This window comes from Pseudomonas sp. BF-R-01 (assembly GCF_019946615.1).
Classification (GTDB): domain Bacteria; phylum Pseudomonadota; class Gammaproteobacteria; order Pseudomonadales; family Pseudomonadaceae; genus Aquipseudomonas; species Aquipseudomonas migulae.
Map to the genome: position 1 here is coordinate 1 of NZ_JAGYFX010000114.1, position 17,985 is coordinate 17,985.

At 60.5% G+C, this 17,985-nt stretch carries 17 protein-coding genes; 11 read left to right on the forward strand and 6 right to left on the reverse strand.

The features are described from left to right. Positions 1-414: 414 nt before the first annotated feature. Positions 415-1,890: an inorganic phosphate transporter gene (locus KGB27_RS26995; RefSeq protein ID WP_008025627.1), complete on the reverse strand. Its 1,476-nt coding sequence runs from the start codon at positions 1,888-1,890 to the stop codon at positions 415-417. Positions 1,891-2,267: 377 nt separating this feature from the next. Next, positions 2,268-2,468 carry a hypothetical protein gene (locus KGB27_RS27000; protein ID WP_007903846.1) on the reverse strand — a complete coding sequence of 67 codons (201 nt, stop codon included), beginning with the start codon at positions 2,466-2,468 and terminating at the stop codon, positions 2,268-2,270. A gap of 667 nt (positions 2,469-3,135) precedes the next feature. Between KGB27_RS27000 and pcaR the strand changes: the two genes are divergently transcribed. From pcaR to pcaC, 11 genes are all read left to right on the forward strand, one after another. Beyond that, positions 3,136-3,978, forward strand: coding sequence for a pca regulon transcriptional regulator PcaR (pcaR, locus tag KGB27_RS27005; RefSeq protein WP_008025635.1), 843 nt, complete (start codon positions 3,136-3,138; stop codon positions 3,976-3,978). A gap of 127 nt (positions 3,979-4,105) precedes the next feature. Next, entirely contained in the window at positions 4,106-5,452 is a 1,347-nt protein-coding gene (locus tag KGB27_RS27010; protein WP_008039434.1) for an MFS transporter, read from the forward strand. 269 nt (positions 5,453-5,721) lie between these two features. After that, on the forward strand, positions 5,722-6,579 hold the full coding sequence (locus tag KGB27_RS27015; RefSeq protein ID WP_223556989.1) for a CoA transferase subunit A: 858 nt from the start codon (positions 5,722-5,724) through the stop codon (positions 6,577-6,579). Further along, complete coding sequence (locus KGB27_RS27020; protein ID WP_008025640.1) at positions 6,579-7,358, forward strand: CoA-transferase subunit beta; 780 nt, start codon at positions 6,579-6,581, stop codon at positions 7,356-7,358. The genes KGB27_RS27015 and KGB27_RS27020 overlap by 1 nt, the downstream gene beginning before the upstream one ends. Next, positions 7,355-8,560: a 3-oxoadipyl-CoA thiolase gene (gene pcaF / locus KGB27_RS27025; protein WP_223556992.1), complete on the forward strand. Its 1,206-nt coding sequence runs from the start codon at positions 7,355-7,357 to the stop codon at positions 8,558-8,560. The genes KGB27_RS27020 and pcaF overlap by 4 nt, the downstream gene beginning before the upstream one ends. Before the next feature lie 36 nt (positions 8,561-8,596). Beyond that, the gene (gene pcaH / locus KGB27_RS27030; protein ID WP_008039436.1) at positions 8,597-9,301 is read left to right on the forward strand and encodes a protocatechuate 3,4-dioxygenase subunit beta; all 705 of its coding nucleotides are present in this window, start codon (positions 8,597-8,599) and stop codon (positions 9,299-9,301) included. A 1-nt stretch (position 9,302) separates the two neighbouring features. Next, entirely contained in the window at positions 9,303-9,869 is a 567-nt protein-coding gene (gene pcaG, locus KGB27_RS27035) for a protocatechuate 3,4-dioxygenase subunit alpha (RefSeq protein WP_008025646.1), read from the forward strand. 185 nt (positions 9,870-10,054) lie between these two features. Then, on the forward strand, positions 10,055-11,359 hold the full coding sequence (locus KGB27_RS27040) for an MFS family transporter (RefSeq protein ID WP_008039437.1): 1,305 nt from the start codon (positions 10,055-10,057) through the stop codon (positions 11,357-11,359). 45 nt (positions 11,360-11,404) lie between these two features. Beyond that, positions 11,405-12,769 carry a 3-carboxy-cis,cis-muconate cycloisomerase gene (locus KGB27_RS27045; protein ID WP_223556994.1) on the forward strand — a complete coding sequence of 455 codons (1,365 nt, stop codon included), beginning with the start codon at positions 11,405-11,407 and terminating at the stop codon, positions 12,767-12,769. An 11-nt stretch (positions 12,770-12,780) separates the two neighbouring features. After that, the gene (pcaD, locus tag KGB27_RS27050; protein ID WP_223556996.1) at positions 12,781-13,572 is read left to right on the forward strand and encodes a 3-oxoadipate enol-lactonase; all 792 of its coding nucleotides are present in this window, start codon (positions 12,781-12,783) and stop codon (positions 13,570-13,572) included. Positions 13,573-13,583: 11 nt separating this feature from the next. Further along, entirely contained in the window at positions 13,584-13,976 is a 393-nt protein-coding gene (gene pcaC / locus KGB27_RS27055) for a 4-carboxymuconolactone decarboxylase (protein ID WP_008025653.1), read from the forward strand. A gap of 112 nt (positions 13,977-14,088) precedes the next feature. On the opposite strand, the gene KGB27_RS27060 is transcribed toward pcaC, so the two are convergent. The 4 genes from KGB27_RS27060 to KGB27_RS27075 form a co-directional block, all read right to left on the reverse strand. After that, a complete protein-coding gene (locus KGB27_RS27060) occupies positions 14,089-14,907 on the reverse strand; it encodes a methyltransferase domain-containing protein (RefSeq protein ID WP_223556997.1) in 819 nt (272 codons plus the stop codon). 20 nt (positions 14,908-14,927) lie between these two features. Beyond that, positions 14,928-15,305: a DUF1641 domain-containing protein gene (locus KGB27_RS27065; protein WP_223556998.1), complete on the reverse strand. Its 378-nt coding sequence runs from the start codon at positions 15,303-15,305 to the stop codon at positions 14,928-14,930. Between the two features lie 22 nt (positions 15,306-15,327). Continuing rightward, the gene (locus KGB27_RS27070) at positions 15,328-16,518 is read right to left on the reverse strand and encodes an FAD/NAD(P)-binding oxidoreductase (RefSeq protein WP_223556999.1); all 1,191 of its coding nucleotides are present in this window, start codon (positions 16,516-16,518) and stop codon (positions 15,328-15,330) included. Between the two features lie 193 nt (positions 16,519-16,711). Continuing rightward, a complete protein-coding gene (locus KGB27_RS27075) occupies positions 16,712-17,965 on the reverse strand; it encodes an OprD family porin (RefSeq protein ID WP_223557000.1) in 1,254 nt (417 codons plus the stop codon). Between the last annotated feature and the right edge of the window lie 20 nt (positions 17,966-17,985).

Consider the following 17,985-nt stretch of genomic DNA (forward strand, 5'->3'; position numbering starts at 1 on the left):
TTCACCACTCATCAGGCCGAGCGTTAGCTCGCCTTCAGCTTTTGATCTGAGCGCCCCCTCGAGAGGCCGAGTGGAGGTTCTGCGCAGTGGGCAACCCGGCATGGATGCCGGGTTAGCCGCCCCCGGTCATGGATGGCCGATGGCGGCGGGCCCACGGAGCAGGACCGGAGCGAGGGGACCCTGAGCCTTAGCGAAGGGCCGAACGAAAGGGGCAAGAGCCCTTGGTTACTTGGGGCTCTTCCAAGTGACTCGCCGTAAGGGCGAAACCCATAGCCGCCATCACCGCAGAAACGGATATGCACCCCATCCAACACCGCCCCCCCAGCTCGCGTGCTTCGTGAAGTTCACTAAAACGCAGCGATAAAAAAAAGGCGCGAACCTCACGGAACGCGCCTTTTTCGTTGCAGCGATGTATCAGCTGGCCAGTGCCTTCGACGCCAGCCAGAACAGGCCGGCCGACAGGCCCACGGTTGCCGGCAGGGTCAGGACCCAAGCCAGCAGGATGGTTTTGACGGTGCCGCCCTGCAGGCCGCTTTTGTTGGCGACCATGGTGCCGGCCACGCCCGAAGACAGAACGTGGGTGGTGGACACCGGCAGGCTGAAGATGTTGGCCATGCCGATCAGACTCGCCGTCGTGATCTGCGCCGACATGCCCTGGGAGTAAGTCATGCCTTGCTTGCCGATCTTCTCGCCGATGGTCAGTACCACGCGTTTCCAGCCGACCATGGTACCCAGGCCCAGCGCCAGTGCGACCGCCAGGATTACCCAGAACGGAGCGTATTCGGTGGTGGTGGTCAGGTCTTTGCGCAGTTTGTCCAGGTCAGCCTTTTCACGGGCCGCGAGGCTTGGCAGTTTGCTGACTTTCTTGGCCGTGTCGTCCAGGCAGAGCAGGTAGCGACGCACTTCGATGCGGCTTTCCGCCGACAACGAGTGGTAATCGGCCACACCTTTAAGGGTGTCGAGCAGGGCGGAAATGGTCGGTTCGGTCTGTTTCGGGTTGCAACGGAATTTCTCCGGCAGATCGCCTTCCACGCTTTTGCCCAGTGCCAGGAACTCGCCCAGCGTATCGGCATTGCGTTTGTAGAACTGGCTCAGGTGCAGGGTCGCATCGCGAGTCCGTTCGATCTGGTACGTGGTGCTGCCCAGATCGAGCACGAACTGCGCCGGCACGATACCGATCAGCACCAGCATGATCAGGCCGATACCTTTCTGACCATCGTTGGAACCGTGCACGAAGCTCACGGCCATGGCCGAGATCACCAGCACCAGGCGGTTCCAGAACGGCGGATGCTTCTTGTCGTCGATCTTGCGGCGCTGTTCCGGCGTCTTGTGCATCTTCGACAGCGGACGCCACCATTTAAGGCCGATCAGAATCAGCGCGGCGACCAGGAAGCCGGCCATTGGCGAGAACACCAGGGAGGCACCGATATCGATCGCCTTCTGCCAGTTCACGCCATCGGCCAACGGAATGTCGTTGATCAGGGCGTTGGCCAGGCCGACCCCGAGGATCGAACCGATCAGCGTGTGGGAGCTGGAGGCCGGGATACCGAAGTACCAGGTGCCCAGGTTCCAGGTGATGGCGGCGGCGAGCAACGAGAACACCATGGCCAGCCCGTGACCGGTGTTCACATTGATCAGCAGTTCTACCGGCAGCAGGTGGACGATGGCATACGCCACGCCGACACCGCCCAGCAGCACGCCAAGAAAGTTGAACACACCGGAAAAGAACACGGCCAGATGAGGCGGCATGGCTTTGGTGTAGATAACAGTGGCCACCGCGTTTGCAGTGTCATGAAAGCCGTTGATGAACTCGAAGGCGAGGACAAAGGCGAGGGCGAGCAAGAGGCTCACAAGCACCCAAGCATCCAGTCCGCTGAATAAATCGATCATGAAGGTTTTCTGACCCGGTCATAAGGGGGCGCGATTATGCCAGAAAAGACTGCTAATCGATGCACTAGCTGCTCATCGGTAACATTCTTCAACGAATTAGTTTGCGGAAATAGCCCAGGCGCCGGGTTTTTACCGGGTTTTGCAAGTCGTTGAATTTCTTTGGAAAGCCCGCAGGCACAAGGGTTTCTCTCCTGTAGGCGAGAGGCTTGAACGCTTGTGTGAAATATCTGAGAAGAGGGCCAGACATGAGCCATTTGCCTCATCAGATGGATGAGGAGGCCGCTGCCCGCTCGTAGCGGGCGCGAATGGCAACATCATTGCTTCCCGCTTTTAACGGGGGCAGGCGCGGGCCCTTGAAAGGAATCAGGCCGGAGCAATCATGGCTCTTCGGCTTTGAGTTCCTTTTCCATCTTCTGCAATTCCTGGGAAAAAGCCTGATCCTGAACGGTGGCGCGTTTACGCCAGGGTTTGCGTTCCGGTTCGGGCTGAGCGGCGTAGGTGGTGACTTCCCCGCCGTAAACTTCCTTGTAACGTTGTTCCTGGCGCTCAAGTTCCGCGCGCAGTTCGTCTTTCGTCACAGTGCTACCTGTATGGGTTGAGATTAATTCTGGTAAATCGCGCTGCAGCAAATGCATTGACCACGCTCGCCGAAAGGACAATGCCCGCAAAGGCATCGTTTTACGACACGGCAATCAATACTTCCATGTTGCAGGCGGCCACGGCACCAGAGCAAAACGGCTGACGTAGCATCAGTTTCCTGTTTCAGCGAGCGCGCTGGCGGAGCATATGAAATGAACGACAGGCACTTGCTGCGGGCAGCCGCGATGGAACATCGTGCTGCCGGGTGACGCAATCGGCAAGTAAAAACCGAGGGGTCACTGAATTGCATTATAGCGGTCGATTTGCAGAACACTATCGCCAAGGAGTTAAAAATGAATGGCAATGTGTGATTGTTTTGTTACTTGAAAGTTTTGTGGTCACTTAGCAGTGATGTCTTTCTGGCGTCATTAAGCCGAACAAGTTAAAGCTTATATGGGGTGCTTTAACGGCGGGTTCAAGCAAAGGTAAAACATGTAATAGAGGGCGAGCCGAAACCTGCACAGCGTCTGTCGCGTCCATAGGGCCGATTGCGATTATCGGTCGGCCGTTCGATAATCGCCCGATCTTGGCTGCCTGTGGCTTGTGCGCCGAACCCGGGGCCGCATGTAATAGCCTTCGCCGATCCGTGTGGGAAAAGGACCTGATATGAACGAGCAAATGCGCAATTCCTTCGCTTCAGTAGCGCCGCCGATAGTCGCGTCGCCCGCCAAGCGGATCCAGGCCCTGACCGGCGACCCGGATTTCATGACGTCCCTGGCCCGTGGCCTGGCCGTGGTGCAAGCGTTCCAGGAGCGCAAACGGCATTTGACCATCGCCCAGATCAGTCACCGCACGGAAATTCCCCGCGCCGCTGTGCGACGTTGCCTGCACACCCTGATCAAACTCGGCTACGCCACCACCGACGGTCGCACCTATTCGCTGCTGCCCAAAGTGCTGACCCTCGGCCACGCCTATCTGTCCTCGACCCCGTTGGCGGTGTCGGCCCAGCCTTACCTCGACCGCATGAGCGAGCAACTTCATGAGGCCTGCAACATGGCCACGCTGGAAGGCGACGACATTTTGTACATCGCCCGCTCGGCGACCACTCAGCGTCTGATCTCGGTGGACCTGTCGGTGGGCGGACGCCTGCCCGCCTATTGCACCTCCATGGGCAGGATTCTTCTCGCGGCACTGGACGACACGTCGCTGCGCGAATACCTCGACCATGCCGACCTGCAAGCCAAGACCAGTCGCACTCTGCATACCCCCGAAGCGCTGCTCGAGTGTCTGCAGGAAGTACGGCAACAAGGCTGGTGCATCGTCGATCAGGAACTGGAACAAGGCCTGCGCTCAATTGCCGTTCCGGTGTACGACGCTTCCGGGCAAGTGGTGGCGGCGCTCAACGTCAGCACGCACGCCGGCCGGGTCAGCCGCAACGAGCTGGAGCAACGGTTCCTGCCGGGTCTGCTGGCGGCCAGCCGCAACCTCAGCGCCCAGTTGTTTGCCTAAGCTGTTCGGTAATCGCCCAGACTCGCGTTTAACGAATTGACGCACTTTCCCCAGGATCACTAATGTCGCGGCAGCGCCAGCCTAGGCTGGCACCTGTCCGACTGCGTTCTTGCGTGGAATAAAAATAATGAACCAGCCTCAGTCTGCTGTAGGAAACTGCCTCGACGTGCAGTCCTTCATCAATGCTCAACCCATTTCGCGCTACCAGTGGCGAGTGGTGATCCTGTGTTTCCTGATTGTCTTCCTCGATGGCCTCGACACCGCGGCCATGGGCTTCATCGCGCCAGCACTGTCCCAGGACTGGGGCATCGATCGCGCCAGCCTCGGCCCGGTGATGAGTGCGGCGTTGATCGGTATGGTCTTCGGCGCACTGGGTTCCGGCCCGTTGGCTGACCGCTTTGGGCGAAAAGTCGTACTGGTGGGCGCCGTGTTGTTGTTCGGCGCCTTCAGCCTGGCGTCGGCTTACAGCACCAATGTCGATCAATTGCTGGTGCTGCGCTTCCTGACCGGCCTGGGCCTCGGTGCCGGTATGCCGAACGCCACGACGTTGCTGTCGGAATACACCCCGGAGCGCAAAAAATCCCTGCTGGTGACCAGCATGTTCTGCGGCTTCAACCTCGGCATGGCCGGTGGCGGGTTTATTTCGGCCAAGCTGATTCCGGCGTTCGGCTGGCACAGCCTGTTGCTGATCGGCGGAATTCTGCCGCTGATCCTCACCGTCGTTTTGCTGCTCTGGCTGCCGGAATCGGCGCGTTACCTGGTTGTGCGCAATCGCGGCACCGACAAGGTACGCAAGGCGCTGGCGCCGATCGATCCGAGCGTTGTCGCTCAGGCATCCAGCTTCAGTGTGCCGGAACAGAAAACCGTGAAGGCGCGCAACGTGTTTGCGGTGATCTTCTCCGGCACTTACAGCACCGGCACCTTGTTGTTGTGGCTGACCTACTTCATGGGCCTGGTGATCGTTTACCTGCTGACCAGTTGGCTGCCGACGCTGATGCGTGACAGTGGCGCGAGCATGGAGCAAGCGGCGTTCATCGGCGCGCTGTTCCAGTTCGGCGGTGTGTTGAGCGCCGTGGGCGTAGGCTGGGCGATGGACCGGTTCAATCCGCACAAAGTCATCGGCACTTTCTACTTGCTGGCCGGGGTGTTTGCCTACGCGGTAGGGCAGAGCCTGGGCAACATCACGCTGTTGGCAACCCTGGTACTGGTGGCGGGGATGTGTGTCAACGGCGCGCAATCGGCGATGCCTTCTTTGGCGGCGCGGTTTTATCCGACTCAAGGGCGGGCGACGGGCGTGTCGTGGATGCTCGGGATTGGTCGCTTTGGCGCGATCCTCGGGGCGTGGATGGGCGCGACGTTGCTGGGGTTGGGCTGGAACTTTGAACAAGTGCTGACGGCGCTGGTGATTCCGGCGGCGTTGGCGACTACGGCGGTGGTGATCAAGGGCATGGTCAGCCATGCGGATGCGACCTGAGTCCAGGTTTCAGGATCTTCAGTGGGTTTGATGGCCTCTTCGCGGGCAAGCCTCGCTCCTACAGGTTCAGTGATTACCCGTAGGAGCGAGGCTTGCCCGCGAAGCTTTTTGGGATTGGTAGCCAAACAACAATCTGTTCGATAAACGAACACTCAGTCGATTATCGGATTGTTTGGCGTTTTTCAGGGGCTTACTCTCTAGTCATTCCGGCGCGCGCATCGCGCCTTTTTCTACCACTGTCGGTTCATAACAAAACGGGAGCCTGCCCCATGGCTGAAATCCTTTCGCTGCACGACGCGGTGAAGCAATTCGTTAACGACGGCGATACCGTTGCGCTCGAAGGCTTCACTCACCTGATCCCTACGGCGGCGGGTCATGAAATCATTCGTCAGGGCAAGAAAGATCTGACGCTGGTACGGATGACGCCTGACCTGATCTACGACCAGTTGATCGGCGCCGGTTGTGCTCGCAAGCTGATTTTCTCCTGGGGCGGCAACCCGGGCGTGGGTTCGCTGCACCGTCTGCGTGATGCGGTCGAGAAGCAGTGGCCGCACCCGCTGGAAATCGAAGAACACAGCCACGCCGACCTGGCGAACGCCTACGTCGCTGGTGCCTCCGGCCTGCCGTTCGCGGTGCTGCGTGCCTACGCCGGTTCCGACCTGCCGAAGGTCAACCCGCTGATCAAATCCGTTACCTGCCCGTTCACCGGCGAAGTGTTGGCCGCCGTGCCTTCGGTGCGCCCGGACATCACCGTGATCCACGCGCAGAAAGCCGACCGTAAAGGCAACGTGCTGCTCTGGGGCATCCTCGGTGTGCAAAAAGAAGCCGCACTGGCCGCCAAGCGTTGCATCGTCACCGTCGAAGAAATCGTCGACGACCTCAACGCACCGATGAACTCCTGCGTGCTGCCGACCTGGGCGTTGAGCGCTGTCTGCCATGTTCCCGGCGGTGCGCATCCGTCTTACGCCCACGGCTACAACGAGCGTGACAACCGTTTCTATCAGGCCTGGGACCCGATTGCCCGCGACCGTGACACCTTCACCGCGTGGATCAACGAGTACATCCATGGCTGCGCTGACTTCAGCGAGTTCCAGGCCAAGCTGGCCGCTGCTTCGGAGGCGAAGTAATGACTTACACCACCAATGAAATGATGACCGTTGCCGCCGCTCGCCGACTGAAGAACGGTTCGGTGTGCTTCGTCGGCATCGGCCTGCCGTCGAAAGCGGCCAACCTGGCGCGGCTGACGTCCTCGCCCGACGTAGTCCTGATCTATGAATCGGGTCCGATCGGTGCCAAGCCGAGTGTATTGCCGCTGTCGATTGGTGACGGTGAACTGGCGGAAACCGCTGACACCGTCGTCCCGACCGGTGAGATTTTTCGCTACTGGTTGCAGGGCGGGCGCATCGACGTCGGTTTTCTCGGCGCCGCGCAAGTGGACCGCTTCGGCAACATCAACACCACGGTGGTCGGCGATTATCACGCACCGAAAGTCCGTCTGCCGGGCGCCGGTGGCGCGCCGGAAATCGCCGGTTCGGCCAAAAGCGTGTTGATCATCCTTAAACAGTCGTCGCGTTCCTTCGTCGACAAGCTCGACTTCATCACCTCGGTCGGCCATGGCGAGGGCGGCGATTCGCGCAAGCGTCTGGGTCTGCCGGGCGCTGGTCCGGTCGGCATCATTACCGACCTGTGCATCATGGAACCGGAAGCGGGCACCCATGAATTCGTGGTCACGGCGTTGCACCCTGGCGTGACCCGCGAGCAAGTGGTTGCGGCCACCGGTTGGGCGATTCGTTTCGCCGACACTGTTGAACACACCGCCGAGCCGACCGAGGTTGAACTCAAGGCGCTCAGGGATCTGGAAGCCCGCACCGCCGCCGCCCACGGCCAAGCACCCGGAGAAGCGTGATGCGTGACGTTTATATCTGCGACGCGATTCGCACCCCCATCGGCCGTTTCGGCGGTGGCCTGTCGGCGGTTCGCGCCGACGACCTGGCCGCCGTGCCGATCAAGGCATTGATGGAGCGCAACCCGTCGGTGGACTGGAACGCCGTGGACGAGGTGTTCCTCGGCTGCGCCAACCAGGCCGGTGAAGACAATCGCAACGTGGCGCGCATGGCGCTGCTGTTGGCGGGCCTGCCGGAAACCATTCCGGGCGTGACCCTCAATCGCCTCTGCGCTTCGGGCATGGATGCCATCGGTACCGCGTTCCGCGCCATCGCCAGCGGTGAAATGGAACTGGCGATTGCCGGCGGCGTCGAGTCGATGTCCCGCGCACCGTTCGTGATGGGCAAGGCCGATGCGGCGTTCTCGCGCAACATGAAGCTGGAAGACACCACCATCGGCTGGCGTTTCATCAACCCGTTGATGAAAGCGCAATACGGTGTCGATGCGATGCCGCAGACCGCCGACAACGTGGCGGACGATTACGAAGTGTCCCGCGAGGATCAGGACGCGTTCGCCCTGCGCAGTCAGCAGCGGACTGCCGCCGCGCAAGCTGCAGGATTTTTCGCGGAAGAAATCGTTGAAGTGCGGATTGCCCACAAGAAGGGTGAAACCGTCGTCAGCCAGGACGAACATCCTCGCGCCGACACTACGCTGGAAACCCTGGCCAAACTGAAACCGGTCAACGGTCCCGACAAAACCGTCACCGCCGGCAATGCGTCGGGTGTGAACGACGGCGCGGCCGCACTGATTCTGGCCTCGGCCGAAGCCGTGAAGAAACACGGTTTGACCGCTCGCGCCAAAGTGCTGGGCATGTCCAGCGCCGGTGTCGCACCACGTGTCATGGGCATTGGCCCGGTGCCGGCAGTGCGCAAACTGACCGAACGCCTCGGCCTGGCAGTCAGCGACTTTGATGTGATCGAACTCAACGAAGCCTTCGCCAGCCAAGGCTTGGCGGTGTTGCGTGAACTGGGCCTGGCGGACGACGCGGCGCAGGTCAACCCGAACGGTGGCGCCATTGCCTTGGGCCATCCGTTGGGCATGAGCGGTGCGCGCCTGGTGTTGACGGCGTTGCATCAGCTGGAAAAAAACGGTGGCAAGAAAGGTCTGGCGACCATGTGCGTCGGCGTTGGCCAGGGTCTGGCCTTGGCCATCGAACGGGTCTGACCCACAGCAGTGACAATAAGAACTGAGGAAAGCGAAATGACTGACAAGCCTGGTTACCGTCGCCCGCAGGAAGGCACCCAGCCGGAGTACCTGCACCCGACGTATCAATCCACCAACCGTCGCTCACCGTCGAAGCCGTTGGTGTTTTTGCCTCATTCGTTGTCGGAAATTACCGGTCCGACCATCGGCGCCGAACGCGTCAACGAGAAGGACAATGACCTGACGGCCCAGCACAAGGGCGAGCCGCTGGGCGAGCGCATCATCATTCACGGCCGCGTGCTGGATGAAAACGGTCTGCCGGTGCCGGGGATTCTGGTGGAGATCTGGCAGGCCAACGCCGCCGGTCGCTACAACCATGCCCGTGACCTGCACGACGCGCCGCTGGACCCGAACTTCACCGGCACCGGCCGCACCGTGACCGACGCCGATGGCTGGTATCAATTCCAGACCATCAAGCCCGGCGCTTATCCGTGGGGCAACCACCACAATGCCTGGCGTCCGGCGCACATCCATTTTTCGCTGTTCGGGCCGAGCATCCTGACGCGCCTCGTCACGCAGATGTATTTCCCCGGCGACCCGTTGCTGGCGTACGACCCGATCTACAACTGCGTGCCCGATACCAGCGCCAAAGAGCGCTTGATCGCCAGTTTCGACCTGGAAAAAACCATCCCTTCCTATGCCCTCGGTTACCGCTGGGACATCGTCTTGCGCGGCCGCGACGCCACGCCGATGGAGAAATAAGATGACGCTGACTGCGACCACGTCCCACACCGTCGGGCCGTATTACCACATTGGCCTGACCTGGCTGAACCGCGAAAACCTGACCGTCGAACAAACCCTGGGCGAGCGCGTGGCGATCACCGGACAAGTCATCGACGGCAACGGTGACATCGTCAACGACGCGATGCTGGAAGTCTGGCAGGCCAACGCCGCCGGCAAGTACGACCACCCCGAAGACGATCAGGCCAAACCGCTGGACCCGAACTTCGAAGGCTTTGGCCGGATCCCGGTGGATGCCGAAGGGCGCTTCCGCTTCACCACGATCAAACCGGGCACAGTGGAAGGCCTGAAAGGTTCGACCCAGGCGCCACACCTGGTGGTGCTGGTGTTTGCTCGCGGGCTGGTGAAGCACTTGCTGACGCGGATTTACTTTGATGGCGAACCGGCCAACGTCGCCGACCCGCTGTTGGAGTGCGTGCCGGCCGAGCGTCGCAATACTTTGCTGGCGAAGCAGGATGCGACCGGTGTTTATCAGTGGAATGTGATTCTGCAAGGCACGGATGCGGAGACGGTGTTCTTCGACTACTGAAAACACCACAAATCCTTGTAGGAGCCAGCTTGCTGGCGATTGCGGTGTGTCATTCAGCATCGATGGCACTGACACACCGCAATCGCTGGCAAGCCAGCTCCTACAAGGGATCTGTATTGCTTGTGTGGAACGGGACTGTTGCAAAGTGTGTCTAGACTCTCACTGTCCCCATTGAGTGAAAAACAATGACAACGCCAATCGCTTCAACCGCGCTATACACCGGCGAAGAGCGCAGCAAACGGATCTTCGCGATTGTCGGCGCCTCGTCCGGCAACCTCGTCGAATGGTTCGACTTCTACGTCTACGCCTTTTGCGCGATCTATTTCGCCCCTGCCTTTTTCCCGTCCGACAACCCCACGGTGCAGCTGGTCAACACTGCGGGCGTGTTTGCCGCCGGGTTCCTGATGCGCCCGATTGGCGGCTGGATTTTCGGTCGCGTCGCGGACAAGCACGGGCGCAAGAATTCGATGCTGATATCGATTCTGATGATGTGCTTCGGTTCGTTGCTCATCGCCTGCCTGCCGACCTACAAGGACATCGGGGTCTGGGCGCCGATCATGCTGCTGTTCGCCCGTTTGCTCCAGGGCCTGTCGGTGGGCGGCGAATACGGCACCACCGCCACCTACATGAGCGAAGTGGCGCTCAAGGGCCAGCGCGGTTTCTTCGCCTCGTTCCAGTACGTGACGCTGATCGGCGGGCAGTTGCTGGCGGTGTCGCTGGTGGTGGTGCTGCAACAGTTCCTCACCGAGGATGACCTGCGTGCCTACGGCTGGCGGATTCCGTTCGTGGTCGGTGCCATGGCGGCATTGGTTTCGCTGTACCTGCGTCGTTCGCTGAAAGAAACCACCAGCAAGGAAATGCGCGAAAACAAGGACGCCGGCAGCATTCGCGCGCTGTTCCGCGACCATAAGGCCGCGTTCATTACCGTGCTCGGTTACACCGCCGGTGGCTCGCTGATTTTCTACACCTTCACCACGTACATGCAGAAGTACCTGGTGAACACCGCCGGCATGCATGCCAAGACCGCCAGCTACATCATGACCGGCGCGCTGTTCCTTTATATGTGCATGCAGCCGATCTTCGGCATGCTCTCGGACAGGATCGGCCGCCGGAGTTCGATGCTGTGGTTTGGCGCACTCGGCACGCTGTGCACCGTGCCGATTCTGCTCAGCCTGAAAAGCGTCACCAGTCCGTTCCTGGCCTTCGTTCTCATTACCCTGGCGCTGGCGATTGTCAGTTTCTACACCTCGATCAGCGGTCTGGTAAAAGCCGAAATGTTCCCGCCTGAGGTGCGTGCATTGGGTGTTGGCCTGGCTTACGCGGTGGCGAATGCAATATTCGGTGGTTCAGCGGAGTATGTAGCCTTGAGCCTCAAAGCGGTCGGCATGGAAAACTCCTTCTACTGGTACGTGACGTTGATGATGGCGATAGCGTTCCTGTTCAGCCTGCGTCTGCCCAAGCATGCGAAGTATCTAGAAAACGACCTTTGATCCACACCCGCGGGCCCAAGCGGCCCGCGCCTCCAGGGACTGTTTATGAACCAGCGACCGGGCAATCAATTGTTCGATGCCTATTTCACTGCGCGCGATATGCGCGAGGTGTTTTGCGATCAGGGCCGGGTTCAGGCCATGCTCGATTTCGAAGCGGCGCTGGCCCGCGCCGAGGCGCATGTCGGGTTGATTCCGCAGACGGCGGTGGCGCCTATCGAAGCGGCTTGCCGCGCCGGGCATTACGATTTCGCCGCCCTCGGCGAGGCGATTGCCACGGCCGGTAATTCGGCGATTCCGCTGGTGAAGGCGTTGGGCAAACAGATCGCGACCACCGATGCCGACGCCGAGCGCTATGTGCATCTGGGCGCCACCAGCCAGGACGTGATGGACACCGGCCTGGTGCTGCAATTGCGCCGGGCGCTGGAACTGATTGAGAGCGATCTGGCGCAATTGGGCGAAACCCTTTCAACGCAAGCCCAGCGTTATGTCGCCACGCCGCTGGCCGGTCGCACCTGGTTGCAGCACGCAACACCGGTCACCTTGGGCATGAAGATCGCCGGTTGGCTGGGTGCGGTCACCCGCAGCCGTCAACGCCTGCAAGAACTCAAACCGCGTCTGCTGGTGCTGCAATTCGGCGGCGCCTCCGGGACCCTCGCGGCCCTCGGTGTGCAAGCGCTGCCGATTGCCGACGCGCTGGCCACGGAGCTGCGCCTGACGTTGCCCGACCAACCGTGGCACACCCAACGCGACCGCCTGGTGGAATTCGGTTCGGTGCTGGGATTGATCGCCGGCAGTCTCGGCAAGCTCGGTCGCGACATCAGCCTGTTGATGCAGACTGAAGCGGGCGAAGTGTTCGAACCCTCGGCGCCGGGCAAGGGCGGTTCGTCGACCATGCCGCACAAACGCAACCCGGTGGGCGCCGCCGTGCTGATCGGCGCTGCAACACGGGTTCCCGGTCTGCTCTCGACCCTGTTCAGTGCGATGCCGCAAGAGCACGAGCGCAGCCTCGGCCTGTGGCATGCCGAGTGGGAAACCCTGCCGGAGATCTGCTGCCTGGTGTCCGGCAGCCTCAAGCAAGCATTGTTGGTGGCAGACGGACTGGAAGTGGACGCCGAGCGCATGGCCCGCAACCTCGACCTGACCCAAGGCCTGGTGCTGGCCGAAGCGGTGAGCATCGTTCTCGCGCAACGGGTTGGCCGCGACACCGCGCATCATTTACTGGAGCAGTGCTGCAAGCGCGCCGTGGCCGAGCAACGGCATTTGCGCGCGGTGCTGGGCGACGAGCCGCACGTGACCGCCGAGCTCTCGGCTGCTGAACTCGATCATCTGCTGGACCCCGCTCACTACCTCGGACAGGCCCGTACCTGGGTCGAGCGAGCGGTGGCTGAACATTCTGCGTTAACTGCCTGAAGGAGACTGCTGTGGCTTTCGTACAACTCGCCGAGGGCGAACTGAATTACCACCTCGATGGACCGGTCGATGCGCCGGTGCTGGTGCTGTCCAACTCGCTGGGCACCGACCTGCACATGTGGGCCGCGCAAATTGCCGCGTTCACCGAGCATTTCCGGGTGCTGCGTTTTGATACCCGTGGCCACGGCAAATCCCTGGTCACGCCGGGGCCCTACAGCATCGAACAACTGGGCCGAGACGTGTTGGCGCTGCTGGATGCGTTGCACATTGAGAAGGCGCATTTCTGCGGCTTGTCGATGGGCGGCTTGATTGGCCAGTGGCTGGGTATCAATGCCGGTGATCGATTGAACAAACTGGTGGTGTGCAACACCGCCGCGAAAATCGGCGACCCGTCGATCTGGAACCCGCGCATCGAAACCGTGTTGCGTGACGGCGCGGCGGCGATGGTTGCGCTGCGCGATGCATCGATTGCGCGCTGGTTTACCCCGGACTTTTCCGAGGCCAATCCGGCGGCGGCGAAACGGATTACCGACATGCTCGCGGCCACTTCGCCGCAAGGTTATGCAGCCAATTGCGCTGCCGTGCGCGATGCCGATTTCCGTGATCAGCTGTCCTCGATCAAGGTGCCGCTGCTGGTGATCGCCGGCACCGAAGACGCGGTCACGCCGCCGTCCGGTGGGCACTTCATCCAGGAACATGTGGCAGGTGCCGAGTACGCCGAGTTCTACGCGGCGCACCTGTCCAACGTACAGGCGGGCGATGCGTTCAGTGAGCGCGTTCTCGCTTTTTTGCTGGGTCATTGAGGGGGAAATCCGTGGACGAGAAACAACGTTACGACGAGGGCATGAACGTCCGTCGCGCAGTCCTCGGCGACGCCCATGTCGACCGCAGCCTGAACGCGTTGACCGAGTTCAATTCGGAGTTTCAGGAGATGATCACCCGCCACGCGTGGGGCGACATCTGGACCCGACCTGGCCTGCCGCGCCATACCCGCAGCCTGATCACCATCGCCATGTTGATCGGCATGAACCGTGAGGGTGAACTCAAGTTGCACCTGCGCGCCGCCGCCAACAATGGCGTGACCCGTGGCGAGATCAAGGAAGTGATCATGCAGAGCGCCATCTACTGCGGCATCCCGGCGGCGAATGCGACGTTTCATTTGGCCGAGTCGGTTTGGGACGAGTTGGGCGTCGAGTCCCGGGAATAATGTTCGCGATTTGCGGTGCATGAATTGACGCCTTCGCGGTCAAGCCTCGCTCCTACAGGATTATCACAACCTCTGTAGGAGCGAGGCTTGCCCGCGAAGGCAATGCCATGTGTTACACCGTCGCGACGATGAATATGCGCTTGAACGGAAACAGCGTTCGCCCGTCGCTCTCCGGCGGGTAATGCGCGTGTACGCGCATCAGGTAGTGGTAGATGAAGCGCGCCTGTTCGTCGGGCTTGAGTCCCTGCATCACTGGTCGCAGCGCCGAGACCTTGACCCAGTCATAGATCGGCGATTGGCCGCAGACCACCTGCAATTGCTCGGTCTCCCAGATGTCCAGGGTGTCAGTGATCGGGGCGAGCAAGCGGTAGTAATCTTCCAGCGACATGAGTGTTCGTGCGGCCATGGCCTCGCGCAGTTGCGCCGTGCCTAACGGTTGACCACAAGCCCCCGCGTCTTCCAGCGTGTCGAGCACCAACCGATACCACAACGCATCCCGCCAGTCGGGCATGTGCGCTGCCAGGCAACCGCCTGGGTTTAGCTGCCTGAGCAGTCGCGGCAGCAGTTGATGGTGATCCTTGATGAAGTGCAAAACGGCGGCGGCGAACAGCAGGTCTGCTGGCTGTTCGGGCTGCCAGTCGAGCAGGTCACACTGTTTCCATGACGCCTTGATGGGCAGAAGGCGGGCTTCGTCGAGCATTTGTCCGGAGCTGTCGATACCCTGCAACTGCGCGCGAGGCCAACGCTTGGCCAACAGTTGCGTGGCGATGCCGGTGCCGCACCCCAGGTCATAAATACGTTGGGGCGATTTGAGTTCGACACGACCGAGCAATTCATTCACCGGTCGTTGCCTGAGGCGCGAAAACTGCTGGTACGCCTTGGCGTCCCAGTGCGTGCAGGCGCTCCCTGCCTTATCAAGTTTGACGCTCATGAGGTGGTCCTCTCTGGCGGTTACAGTTGTCTTCCGATGACGTTCAGGGTTTTCAGGACAACCGCCACACCTTTGCGCGTGTCCGGCTCGTTCAGCAGTTTTATCAAGGCGTAGACCCCCGGTGGTTCCGGGGCGGCGGCGACTTCGGCACGGGCCATGCGCACGGCGTTACTGACGGTCCAGGTGGCCGCCGTAGCGTTTTCGAACAAGCGCGCCAGTTTTTCCACCATGGCCACGTCCAGCAGGTCGACCATGTCCGAGGTCAACGAGAGCAAATCGACAAGGTTATCCAGTCGCCCGCCATCGATCAGCGGCTGCAGTTTTGCCATCAAGGCAACGAGTCCCTCCGACCTGTCGGCCGTGGCGATGGCGAGGGTTTCATCTGTCAGGTTTGTCATTGCATTTTCCTCCCCTAGCCCGTCACAGCATGCCCCGGGCAATCATCCAGTACAGGCCATGATTGAAGCCGTGTCTGAGCAGGCCACCGAGTTTGGTCGGTGGAGTTGGCTGAACGTCGCGCTTGAAGTTGTACCAAAGCGGCATGCCGGCATAGAAGCCCATTTGCGCGACGGCCTGAACCCGTCCGTCGTAGACATCGATGGGACCACCAAGGCGGATTTCAGCGGCAATGTTGTTGGCGATCACCGGTGCCTGGTTATGGCACGCGCCTCCGGCCTTGCTCACCGGCAGATCGACGGTGTCGCCGATCACGTAGACGTTTTCCAGGCCGTAGACTTGCAGGGATTCATGGTTGGTGGGCAGCCAGCCTTCGTCGTTGGGCGCTTGTGATGCTCCAGATTCGCGCACAGCATTCACGGCGCAGATCGGCGGCGTTGCCATCAGGATGTCGAAAGGCTGCGCGTCGCCTTCTGCGGAGTAGGCGATTTTGCTGTCGGGATCGACACGATCCAGGGTGAACCCACGCTGAAAACGAATGTTTTTCTGCTCGAAAATACTCGGCAGAATTTCCCCTGTCGGTCGTTGCAGGAACAGGCAGTTGCGCAGTAACTGAGCGGTTGTCGGGTAGGTGTAGATAATTTCCACCTGGTCTCGCACACCTCTACGCCGCAAATAATCATCAAGCATCAAGGTGGTTTCGACGGGTGCGATGCCGCATTGATGCGGCACGTTGGGCGTTTTCGGGAAGGACACGGTTATGAAGATCCGGCCTTTTTCGATGGTGCTCAGCTTCTGCGCCAGTTGCCGGGCCGGGTCGTATTGATAGAAGTGGTCGCCAGCTTCTTTCAAACCTTCGATACGTTCCGGGGCAGGGACGCAGCCGGTGGCGATGACCAGAAAATCGTAATCGTAGACATTGCCGCTGCGGGTCTTGAGGCGTTGCCCAGGGAAATCAAAACGCGTCACTTCTTCAACGTTGAAGGTGATTTCCGGGCGCAGCAATGAGCGTTCCGGGCGTTTGAGTTCTTCCTGAAAAAACAGGTTGAACGCCACGTACATGAACGCAGGTTTGTAGTAGTGATCGGGGGAGTTGGACAGCAGGGTAATCGAGACTTCGCCGCGCAGGATTTCTGGATACAGCTTGTTGACCAGTTGATTGGCCAGCATGGTTCCACCGACGCCGCCACCGACGATAACTATTCGCTTGCTCATACCTGACCTCCGTGGTCATGGCAGCTTCGCGTACAGCATCCGGAGATAACGGAAGAAAATGGGGGCTCCTACATCAGGCTGGAGAACTTGAACGCCTTGATGACTGTATCTGCGGTTCTGCAATTCGCCAGTTCATCGCGACCAGCGGTCAGCGCCAGCGTTTCCCCCAAGGAGTCAACGCTGGCGCTGAGGCTTACAACAAACTGATCGGGTAGCTGATGATCAACCGGTTCTCGTCGAACTCGTTATTGCTGTAATCGCGGCGCATGGTCGAGTTGCGCCATTTGACGTTCAGGTCTTTCAGCGCACCGCTTTGTACGGTGTAGCCCAGTTCACTCTCGCGGCCCCATTCCTTGCCGTCGGTGATGGTGCCGGTGTGTACGTTTTCGCCGCTGATGTAGCGGTTCATCAGGGTCAGGCCCGGTACGCCGAGCGCAACGAAGTTGTAGTCGTGGCGCACCTGCCAGGATTTTTCCCGCGCGTTGTCATAGCTGGAGTTGTAGCTGTCGTTGGCCAGTGTGCCGCCGCTGGTGCCGTTGACCCGCATCCAGGCGCTGTCGCCGGTGAGTTTTTGCAGGCCGACATAGAAAGTGTTGCCGCCGTACTTGGCGGAAAGCATTCCCGACCAGGTCTTGTTGTCCAGATCGCCGGCGCGGGCGCTACCGTCTTCTTTGCCATAGAAGAAACCGAGGTTGGCGCCCAGGGTCCAGTCGCCGATGGGTTGGCTGTGAATCAGGTTGACGTATTGCTGGCTGTAGATGTCCTTGAGTTCGGCGTTCCACAGGCCGATCTGGGTGCGTTTCTCGTTGAACAGGTATTCGCCGCCCTGGAAGTTGAAGCGGTCGGAGGTGAACGCCGCTTTGCCGGTCATCGACATGTCGTTCATGCTGCTGTCGTCACGCGGGCTGTTCTGGCGGAACTGGCCGCCGTAGAGCGTCAGGCCGTTGATTTCCTTTGAGGTGATCTGACCGCCACGGAAGGTTTGTGGCAGCGAGCGCCCATCGTCCGAACGCAGGATCGGCAGCACCGGCATCCATTCGCCGACCTTCACTTCGGTCTGCGACAGCTTGGCCTTGAACGCCACGTTGGTGCGACCGAAGTTGTCCGCCGGGCGGCCATCGTGGTCCAGCGGCAGCAACTGCGTACCGCCGGTGCCTTTACCGCCGTCGAGTTTCACCGAGTACAGCCCCAGCACATCCATGCCGAAGCCGACGGTGCCTTGAGTGAACCCGGACTTGGCGTCGAGGATGAAACTTTGCGTCCACTCTTCAGCCTTGCCCTGTGCCTTGGTCGGGTTGGTGAAGTTGCGGTTGATGTAGAAGTTGCGCAGGTTCAGGTTGACCTTGGCCCCTTCGACAAAACCCGCCTCTTCGGCCGTGGCGGGCAGGGCGGCGCCGGCCAGTGCGAGGGCGATCAGGCTGGGAACGAAATAAGTGGAAGGCGTCATGGGCTCGGTCTCTCTAATTC

Coding starts and splice junctions, on each gene's coding strand:
- KGB27_RS26995 (WP_008025627.1), bottom strand. CDS start 1,890: ATGATCGATTTATTCAGCGGACTGGATGCTTGGGTGCTTGTGAGCCTC.
- pcaR (WP_008025635.1), top strand. CDS start 3,136: ATGAACGAGCAAATGCGCAATTCCTTCGCTTCAGTAGCGCCGCCGATA.
- KGB27_RS27010 (WP_008039434.1), top strand. CDS start 4,106: ATGAACCAGCCTCAGTCTGCTGTAGGAAACTGCCTCGACGTGCAGTCC.
- KGB27_RS27015 (WP_223556989.1), top strand. CDS start 5,722: ATGGCTGAAATCCTTTCGCTGCACGACGCGGTGAAGCAATTCGTTAAC.
- KGB27_RS27020 (WP_008025640.1), top strand. CDS start 6,579: ATGACTTACACCACCAATGAAATGATGACCGTTGCCGCCGCTCGCCGA.
- pcaH (WP_008039436.1), top strand. CDS start 8,597: ATGACTGACAAGCCTGGTTACCGTCGCCCGCAGGAAGGCACCCAGCCG.
- pcaG (WP_008025646.1), top strand. CDS start 9,303: ATGACGCTGACTGCGACCACGTCCCACACCGTCGGGCCGTATTACCAC.
- KGB27_RS27040 (WP_008039437.1), top strand. CDS start 10,055: ATGACAACGCCAATCGCTTCAACCGCGCTATACACCGGCGAAGAGCGC.
- KGB27_RS27045 (WP_223556994.1), top strand. CDS start 11,405: ATGAACCAGCGACCGGGCAATCAATTGTTCGATGCCTATTTCACTGCG.
- KGB27_RS27060 (WP_223556997.1), bottom strand. CDS start 14,907: ATGAGCGTCAAACTTGATAAGGCAGGGAGCGCCTGCACGCACTGGGAC.
- KGB27_RS27065 (WP_223556998.1), bottom strand. CDS start 15,305: ATGACAAACCTGACAGATGAAACCCTCGCCATCGCCACGGCCGACAGG.
- KGB27_RS27070 (WP_223556999.1), bottom strand. CDS start 16,518: ATGAGCAAGCGAATAGTTATCGTCGGTGGCGGCGTCGGTGGAACCATG.
- KGB27_RS27075 (WP_223557000.1), bottom strand. CDS start 17,965: ATGACGCCTTCCACTTATTTCGTTCCCAGCCTGATCGCCCTCGCACTG.